Raw genomic sequence first — 8408 nt, forward strand, 5'->3', positions numbered from 1 at the left:
CCCCCACCCCCGTCTCCGCCGCCGGACAGCTCAAGGTCTGCGGCCGCCAGCTCTGCGACGACCAGGGCAGGGCCGTCCAGCTGCGCGGCATGAGCACCCACGGCACCCAGTGGTACGCCCGGTGCCTCACCGACGGATCGCTGGACGCCCTGGCCGGCGACTGGCGCGCCGACGTCCTGCGCGTGTCGACGTACGTCCAGGAGGGCGGCTACGAGACCGACCCGCAGCGCTTCACCGCTCTCGCGCAGAAGTTCGTCGACGGGGCCCACCGGCGCGGCATGTACGCCGTGATCGACTGGCACATGCTCGACCCGGGCGACCCCGACTTCAACCTCGCGCGCGCCAGGACGTTCTTCACGGCGATGGCGAAGAAGTACAAGGACAACCCCGGCGTCCTCTACGAGATAGCCAACGAGCCCTCCGGCGTCAGCTGGCCGAAGATCAAGGCGTACGCCGAGAAGATCATCCCCGTCATCAGGGCGCAGGACCCGGACGCCGTGGTCCTGGTCGGTACGCGCGCGTGGTCGTCGTTCGGGGTCTCGGAGGGCGCCGACGAGCAGGAGGTGGTCCGCAACCCGGTGAACGCCTCCAACATCATGTACACCTTCCACTTCTACGCGGCCTCGCACCGGGGCGAGTACCTCGACGCCCTCAACCGCGCCTCCGACCGGCTCCCCGTCTTCGTCACCGAGTTCGGCACGCAGGACTACGCGGGCGAGGGCGCCAACGACTTCGCCCAGTCCCAGCGCTTCCTCGACCTGATGAAGCGCAAGAAGATCTCCTGGACCAACTGGAACTACTCCGACGACCACCGCTCGGGAGCCGTCTTCAAGACGGGCACCTGCGACGGCGACACCTGGGCGGGGACCGGCGTGCTGAAGGAAGCCGGAGTCTGGATCCGCCAGCGGATCCGCGAGTAGTGGCACCCTTGGGGTCTTGATCGTCGAGATGCCCAACCGCCGGAGGGTGCGCCGTGGACCAGTTGGCCCTGCTGTTCCTGCTGCTGCTGGGAGCCGTCGTGACGGTGCCCCTGGGGGAGCGTCTCGGGCTGCCGGCTCCGGTGCTCATGACGGTCGCCGGGATCGTCCTGGCGCTGCTGCCGTTCGTACCGAACGTCGAGGTCCCGCCCGAGTACATCCTGCCGCTGGTCCTGCCGCCCCTGCTGTACGCGGCCGTGCAGCGCACCTCCTGGCGGCAGTTCGCCGCGAACATCAGGCCCATCCTGCTGCTCGCGGTGGCGCTCGTCTTCGTGACGACGGCGGCGGTGGCCGCGGTGGCGGGCGCCCTCGTCCCGGGGCTGCCGATCGCCGCGGCCATCGCGCTGGGCGCGCTCGTCGCCCCGCCCGACCCGGTCGCGGCGACCGCCGTGGCCGGGTCGCTGGGGCTGCCGCGGCGGCTCGTGTCGATTCTGGAGGGCGAGGGGCTGTTCAACGACGTGACGGCCATCGTGCTCTACCACGTGGCGATCGCGGCGGCCGTGAGCGGCACGTTCTCCTGGCCGAACGCGGTCGGGGACTTCTTCCTCTCCGCCCTCGTCGCCGTGGCCGTCGGGTTCGGGCTCGGCTGGATCACCGAACGGCTGATGGGCTACCTCGGGGACGCGACGCTGCAGATCAGCCTGACGCTGCTGGCGCCCTTCGTCGCCTACGTACTGGCCGAGGAGTTCAAGGGGTCCGGCGTGCTCGCCGTGCTCGTCATCGCGCTGTACCTCGCGGAGCACGCCGTCGACGCCGACGACGTACTCGGCCGCCTCGCCGGGAACACCTTCTGGCAGATCGTCGACACCCTGGTCACCGGTATCGCCTTCGGCCTCATCGGACTCGAGCTGCACAACGTCTTCGGGACGGCCGAGAGCCGCCTCGGCGAGATGCTCGGCTGGGGCGCGGCGGTCGTCGCGGTGGTCGTCGGCGTACGGCTGGCGTGGCTGCTGCCCGCGACCTGGCTGGCCAAACGGCTGCACACGCTCCGCGACTACGACGAGGACATTCCCGTCAGCTGGCGCGAGACGGTCGTCATGTGGTGGTCGGGGATGCGGGGCGTGGCGTCGGTCGCGCTGGCGCTCGCCATTCCGCTCAGGACCCAGGACGGCGCCCCGTTCCCGGCGCGCGACGAGATCGTGTTCATCGCGTTCTCCGTCATCATGGCCACCCTCCTCGTGCAGGGGCTCACCCTGCCGCGCCTGGTGCGGCTGCTGGGCGTACGCGCGGACACCGGGGCGGAGCGCGAACTCGAACACGACCTGGCGGTACGGGCCGCTAAGGCCGCCAAGCGCAGGCTCAAGGAGATCCAGGAGGTCGAGGACCTGCCCGACGACGTCCTGGACCGGCTGCAGCGCGGCGCGCTGGACATCGGGGCCAGGATCAGCCCGGAGGTCGTGGACGACGAGCGGCGCGAGGCGTTCGCGCAACGCGCCGAGCGGGTCAAGTCGGTGCACCGGATCCAGCGCGAGATGATGTCGGCCGCGCGGCACGAGGTGCTCTCCGCGCGCAGCGAGCCGGGCGCCGACCCCGAGGTGGTGGACCGGGTGCTGCACCACCTGGACGTGCGCAGCCTCCGCTAGCGGTCCACCACCTCGGGGGCGGGGTCTAACCGCGCCCGGTGCGCGGCTCCTCGTCGGGCACCGGCGGCTTGCCGTTCGGGGGGCGTTCGGCGGCGGCGGTGGCTATGCGCGGCAGCGCATACGGGTGCTTCTCGGTCAGCCAGGCGATCAGCTGCTCGCGCACCGTGCACCGGACCGTCCACACGTCGTCGGCGTCCTTGGCGGTGACGACCGCCCGTACCACCAGGGTGTTCGGCGTCGTGTCGGTGACCGCCAGGCTCCAGTCCCGGCCGTCCCACGCCTTGCACATGCCCAGGATCTCCTGGAGCTTCTCGCGCATCAGATCCACCGGCGCCGTGTGGTCGAGGTGCAGGAACACGGTGCCGGTCATCTGGGCGCCGCCGCGCGACCAGTTCTCGAACGGCTTGCTGGTGAAGTACGACACCGGCATGGTGATCCGCCGCTCGTCCCAGGTCCGTACGGCCAGGAACGTCAGCGTGACCTCCTCGACCACGCCCCACTCACCGTCCACGACCACGGTGTCCCCTATGCGCACCATGTCGCCGAAGGCGATCTGGAAGCCGGCGAAGAGATTGCCGAGGGTCGACTGGGCCGCGACACCGGCGACGATGCCGATGATTCCGGCCGAGGCCAGCATCGACGTGCCGACCGCCTTCATGCCCGGGAAGGTCATCAGCATCGCGCCCGCCGCCACCACCGCGACGACCGCGGTGACGATCCGCATGATCAGCGTCACCTGGGTACGGACGCGCCGGACCCGGGCCGGATCGCGCGTCGAGGACGCGTAGCGGGCGTACGACGACTCCACGACGGCGGAGGCGATCCGTATCACCAGCCAGGCGCCGGCCCCGATCAGCACCAGGGACAGCACCTGGCCTATGCCGGCCCGGTGGTCCTGGACGATCGCCAGGGCGGTCTTCTCGTACGCCCCTCTCAGGACGGCGGTGAGGATCAGGACCTGCAGCGGCACGCGGCAGCGGCGCAGCAGGCCCCACAGCGGGGTCTCGTGGTGGCGGGCATCGGTCCGGCGCAGCAGAAGGTCGGCGGCCCAGCCGACGACCAGCGTGAGCACGACCGAGCCACCGATAACGATCAACGGGCGCAGTACGTTCTCCATGACTCCGACGCTCAATGGGAGGATGGCGGGATGGACATCATGCTTTTCCACTCCGTCTACGGTCTGCGCCCGGCGGTGCACGCCGCAGCAGAGCGGCTGCGTGCCGCCGGGCACCAGGTGCACGTGCCCGACCTCTTCGAGGGGCAAACTGCCGAAACCGTGGAGGAGGGCATGGCGATCAAGGACGGCATCGGCCGGGACGAGCTCCTGCGCCGCGCCGTCCTCGCCGCCGCCCCGCACTCCGAGAACGGTCTCGTGTACGCCGGTTTCTCCTTCGGCGGGTCCGTCGCGCAGAACCTCGCGCTCGGCGACGAGAAGGCCCGTGGCCTGCTGCTTCTGCACGGGACCTCGGACATCGCGGACGACGCCGCCGTGCAGGAGCTGCCCGTGCAGCTGCACGTCGCGGAACCGGACCCCTTCGAGTCCGACGACTGGCTGAACGCCTGGTACCTGCGGATGGGGCGGATCGGCGCCGACGTGGAGATCTATCGCTATCCGGGAGCCGGGCACCTCTACACCGACCCGGACCTGCCGGACTACGACGCCGAAGCCGCCGCGCAGACCTGGAAGGTCGCGGCCGGATTCCTGGCGACGCTCTAGTCCCGGGCGGCTACGGGCGCGTGCAGCGTCCGGTCGGGGCGCTCGCCGGCGGACGGCACAGGTAGGTCCGGTCCGCCGCGTCGTCGCTGATCCACCGGCCGAGGCACTGGTCGGGCGTCGTACGGCCGCGCGCGGCGCAGAAGGACAGCGCGGCGTGGCCGTCGGCGAAGGGCCCGGCGGCGTGGATCACCCAGTACCCGGGCCGGAGCGAGGCGAAGTCGTCGCTCCGGAGCACCGTGGCCTGCGGCACCTGCTGCCGGACGGTGGCGAGGCGGCGTTCCAGGGCGGCCCGGCCTGTGGTCAGCGGCTCGGAGTGGAGCTGCGCGACCCAGCTGCCGGCGACCGGGGGCCGCTCGGGCGGCGCGGAGACCGTGGCCGGCGCGGAGGTCGTGACCCGCGGGGTCGACGGGGCGGGTGAGGCGGAAGCGGTCGGCGAGGCGGAAGGGGACGGCGAGGCCGCCGTGGCCCGGGTCGTGCTCGCGGTGACCGCGGTGGCGCCGTTGCCGCCCGCTCGGCCCGCCGGTTCCGCGTCCGGTTTCAGCACGGCGTACGCCGCGACGCCCAGCAGCGCCAGCGCGACCACAGCGGCGGCGGCGGCCAGCGGCGCCCGGCCGCGGCGCGGCGAAGTCACCGTGGCGGAGCTGTCGCCGCCGCCGTTCCCGCGGCCGACGGTCGGCAGCGAGTGCGGGGTGTGCGACGCCCCGGGCGCGGGCGGCGCGGGCCTCGGGGTGTCGGTCCGGGTCGGCGACGGCGGTACGGGCGCGGGCGGCGGGGCCTGGGGACGGCCGGCCTCGGCGGCGGCCAGCAGCGCGTCGAGCCGCTCGGCGTCCGGGCGCGCGGCCGGGTCCCGTACCAGCAGCTCCGCCAGCACCGGACCGAGCGGCCCGGCCTGCCGGGGCGGCGGAACGGGGTCGTCGAGCACGGCGGCCAGGGTGGCCAGCGTGCTGCCGCGGCGCATCGGGCTCACGCCCTCCACGCAGACGTACAGCGTCATGCCGAGCGACCACAGGTCGGACGCCGGGACGTCGGCGGAGCCCCGGACGCGCTCGGGCGCCATGTACTCGGGGGAGCCGATCACCTCACCGGTCATCGTCAGGGGGGTGGAGTCCCGGACGGCGGCGATGCCGAAGTCGGTGAGGACCGCCCGGCCGTCGGCCCGCAGCAGGACGTTGGCGGGCTTCACGTCGCGGTGGTGGATTCCGGCGGCGTGGGCGGCGCGCAGCGCGGCGAGGATCTCGCGGCCCGTGCGCGCCGCCTCCCGGGGCGGCAGGGGCCCCTCCTCCAGGCGGTGCTGGAGGGTGCGGCCCGGCAGGAGTTCCATCACGAGCCAGGGGTGCGGCTCGTCGTCGACGATGTGATGGATCGTCACCACGTGGGGGTGGCTGATCCTGGCCAGCGCCCTGGCCTCGCGCATGACCCGCTCCCGCAGGATGCGCGAGGCCTCGGCGCCACCGGCCGGCTCCGGGCCGAAGGACCGGACCTCCTTCAGGGCGACCTCGCGGTGGAGGGCGGTGTCGCGGGCGCGCCACACCGTGCCCATGCCCCCGCTGCCGAGCCGCTCCAGCAGCTCGAAACGCCCGTCGACGATGTCCCCGATGTCCCCCGGCCCGCTCATGGCGCCAGGGTAGAGGACCCTCGGTCAGCCGGCGCGGTACGCGGTCCAGCTGTCAGTCATCCGCGTGACCTGGCCGGCGGTGAACTGGTACATGCAGTTGTCGTACGTGTAGTCCATGAAGTTGTGGACCGGGTCGACGCCGGTCTTGCTGGCGCAGGAGTCACGGCCGGTCGGGCACTGGTACGCGGCGCTCTTCTCGGCCGGGGTGTCGGTGACGTAGTCGCCGTTGCCGTTGCAGCCGCCCTGGAAGGTGTGGTAGAGCCCCATCCAGTGGCCGACTTCGTGGGTGGCCGTGTCGCCCTCGTTGTAGTTGGCGGAACTGCCGCCCGGGAGCGACTTGTCGAGGACGACGACGCCGTCCATGCTCGGGCTGGAGCTGTACGAGCTCGGGAAGGTCGCCCAGCCGAGCAGGCCGCCGCTGAGGTTGGCGGTGTAGAAGTTCAGCGCGCCGGCGCCGCCCTTGCGCAGGGTCGACTTCATCTGCTTCTCGGCGGTCGAACCGGACGCCAGGTTGTACCAGGAGGCGTTGTCCGTGTAATCGGTACCGGCCAGCGTGAACTGGAAGTTGGAGTTGACGTTCCCGGTGCCCTGGCCGCCGAAGGCCGAGTTGAGGACCGCCATCTGGTTGTTGATGTCGGTCGCCGTGAGCTTGCCGGTGCTGCCGCTGTGCACGACGTGGAAGTACACCGGGATGGTCGTGACCGCGGTGGCGGAGAAGCCCCTGGCGGTCGCGCCGCCCGAGGTGCGCAGCTTGTCGAGTCTCTTGCGCAGGTCCGCGTCCATGGCCTTGGCCTTGGCGGCGGTCACCTCGTTGGGCTCGTGGGCGTGCTGGTCGCCGGAGGGCCGCGCTTCACGGGCGGCGCTCACGCCGGTCTCCTCGACGCACTTGTCGGCGGGCGCCTTGGCGACGGCGACGCCTGCGGGGGCGGACAGGGTGGACAGGGCCAGTGTTCCGGCCATGACCGCCGTGCCGATGAAACGCTTGCGCAGAAGGGGGGATATACGAGCAAGAGCACGCATGTTGACTCCTCGCGGGGGTGGACGGGGGTGGGTTCCCCGCCGCTGCCCGGAGGTTATGTGTCCATGTCAGATCTTGAAGAGAAGCGATCAAGCCCAATCAATTCATCGATCAATTAGGGCATCGAGGCGAAAAGTTTCGGCCTGGTCCAGACTTTGAGATCCGCAGGTAAGGGTCGGGGCCGTGAAGGCGGGTGGTGTGTCCGCATTCGGATGGCGAATTGACGCCACCCGCCTCCTGGCGTGATCTGCCCGTAACAGGCCCCGAGATGGCTGAAAATCGACGGTCAGCGCACCGGCTGGTTCACCCGTTCGACCTTCTGCGTTCCGCTGAGCGTGCGGTACGAGCGCGTCCACCGCGTGGTCGCGTCCTGCCGGCTCTTGTCGGAGACGACGTAGTAGTCCATCTGCGAGCGCTCGCTCGTGACGTCGAGGACGCCGTAGCCGTGGGAGTCCATGTCCAGCCACTTCACATGGCGGTTGGCGGCCTTGATCGCCGTCGAGGCGACCAGTGAGACGGTCTGGGGCGCGACGTGCAGGAGGTCGTCGAGGTTGTCCGAGGACACCGACGTGACGACGAACTCGGTCGCCGCCGACGCCGACAGCGGGTACGTCGCGGCCTTGACCGGCACGTCGTTGGCCCACGACATGTGGATGTCACCGGTCAGGAAGACCGTGTTCCTGATGCCCCGGTCCCTGAGGTGGCTGATCAGTTCCTTGCGGTCGTCGGTGTAGCCGTCCCACTGGTCCACGTTGACGGCGAGACCCTCCTTCGGCAGCCCCATCAACTCGGCCAGCGGCTCCAGGAGATGCGCCGGCATGGACCCGAAGGCCACCGGCGAGATCATCACCGACGTACCGACCAGCTTCCAGGCGGCGTCGGAGGACGCGAGACCCGACTTGAGCCAGTCCAGCTGGGCGCGGCCGGTGAGCGTGCGCTCCGGGTCGTCCACCGAGCCGCTGCCGACCTTCGCCTGCTCGGAGCGGAAGGATCTCAGGTCGAGGAGGTGCAGATCGGCCAGCTTGCCGAAGCGGAGCCGGCGGTAGACCGTGCCCTCGGTCGAGGCGCGGACCGGCATCCACTCGAAGTACGCCTGCTTCGCGGCGGCCACCCGCGCGGCCCACTCGCCCTCCGCGCCCGGCGTGTGGTTCTCGGCGCCGCCGGACCAGGCGTCGTTCGCGATCTCGTGGTCGTCCCAGATGGCGATGACCGGGTGCGTGGCGTGCAGGGCCTGGAGGTCGGCGTCGGTCTTGTACTTGCCGTGGCGGACGCGGTAGTCGGCGAGCGTGAGGATCTCGTGGGCCGGCTCGTGCTGCCGTACGACGTACGGGGCGGTGGGGTAGCCGCCGGTCGCGTACTCGTAGAGGTAGTCGCCGAGGTGCAGGACCGCGTCCAGGTCGGTGCGGGCGGCGAGGTGCCGGTACGCGGAGAAGTAGCCGGACTCCCAGTTGGCGCACGAGACGACACCGAAGCGCACCCCGGGTGTGGCGGCGTCGGC

General features: G+C 71.3%; 7 protein-coding genes. 3 read left to right on the forward strand and 4 right to left on the reverse strand.

The genetic code is table 11. From position 1 onward, the window contains the following. Together E2E34_RS27110 and E2E34_RS27115 are read left to right on the forward strand one after the other, a co-directional pair. Positions 1 to 920, forward strand: a 920-nt coding sequence (locus E2E34_RS27110; protein ID WP_138904539.1) for a glycoside hydrolase family 5 protein, incomplete at its 5' end; no start/stop codon positions are given. 53 nt (positions 921 to 973) lie between these two features. Further along, a complete protein-coding gene (locus E2E34_RS27115) occupies positions 974 to 2560 on the forward strand; it encodes a Na+/H+ antiporter (protein WP_138904540.1) in 1587 nt (528 codons plus the stop codon). A gap of 25 nt (positions 2561 to 2585) precedes the next feature. Here E2E34_RS27115 and E2E34_RS27120 read toward each other — a convergent pair whose 3' ends face one another. Then, positions 2586 to 3677: a mechanosensitive ion channel family protein gene (locus tag E2E34_RS27120; protein WP_138904541.1), complete on the reverse strand. Its 1092-nt coding sequence runs from the start codon at positions 3675 to 3677 to the stop codon at positions 2586 to 2588. 30 nt (positions 3678 to 3707) lie between these two features. Between E2E34_RS27120 and E2E34_RS27125 the strand changes: the two genes are divergently transcribed. Beyond that, on the forward strand, positions 3708 to 4277 hold the full coding sequence (locus E2E34_RS27125; RefSeq protein ID WP_138904542.1) for a dienelactone hydrolase family protein: 570 nt from the start codon (positions 3708 to 3710) through the stop codon (positions 4275 to 4277). Between the two features lie 10 nt (positions 4278 to 4287). On the opposite strand, the gene E2E34_RS27130 is transcribed toward E2E34_RS27125, so the two are convergent. From E2E34_RS27130 to E2E34_RS27140, 3 genes are all read right to left on the reverse strand, one after another. Then, complete coding sequence (locus E2E34_RS27130; RefSeq protein WP_138904543.1) at positions 4288 to 5892, reverse strand: serine/threonine-protein kinase; 1605 nt, start codon at positions 5890 to 5892, stop codon at positions 4288 to 4290. Between the two features lie 24 nt (positions 5893 to 5916). After that, positions 5917 to 6912 carry a zinc metalloprotease gene (locus E2E34_RS27135; RefSeq protein ID WP_244316153.1) on the reverse strand — a complete coding sequence of 332 codons (996 nt, stop codon included), beginning with the start codon at positions 6910 to 6912 and terminating at the stop codon, positions 5917 to 5919. 284 nt (positions 6913 to 7196) lie between these two features. After that, on the reverse strand, positions 7197 to 8408 hold a 1212-nt coding region (locus tag E2E34_RS27140), incomplete at its 5' end, for an alkaline phosphatase D family protein (protein ID WP_138904544.1).

The sequence above is a fragment of the Streptomyces albidochromogenes genome (genome assembly GCF_005981925.1).
Taxonomy (GTDB): domain Bacteria; phylum Actinomycetota; class Actinomycetes; order Streptomycetales; family Streptomycetaceae; genus Streptomyces; species Streptomyces albidochromogenes.